General features: G+C 39.3%; 1 protein-coding gene. It reads left to right on the top strand.

The genetic code is table 11. The features are described from left to right. Positions 1–141: dihydrofolate reductase (locus ACFIK8_RS12065; RefSeq protein WP_375669567.1), on the top strand; the 141-nt coding region annotated here is incomplete at its 5' end. Between the last annotated feature and the right edge of the window lie 167 nt (positions 142–308).

The following is a 308-nucleotide window of genomic DNA, read 5'->3' as shown; positions in this document are numbered from 1 at the left end:
TCAATTGAAGGTGACAGCTTTTTTCCTGTTTTTGATAGAGAGATGTGGACTATTGTGCAAACACAATATATTCCAGAAGGGGATAAAGACAGCCATAGGACACGTTTTGTTGTTTATGAGCGAAATAAGAATCATTTGTAATTCAGTGGAAAGAGTCTGTCAGTTGCATTGTAATGAGATAAGAAGCACCCTATAAGATCAAGCGTATAATTTGGTATTTGAGTGAGGGTAGTCAGTTGAAGAGGTGATGATGCCCTGGACAAATCAAAACGGTGGAGGCCCGTGGATCGGTGATAAAAATAAAGTGG

The organism is Bartonella sp. MR168JLCBS (assembly GCF_042194175.1).
The sequence above is the reverse complement of the archived record's forward strand: the minus strand, read 5'-3'. Positions and strand labels throughout refer to the sequence as shown.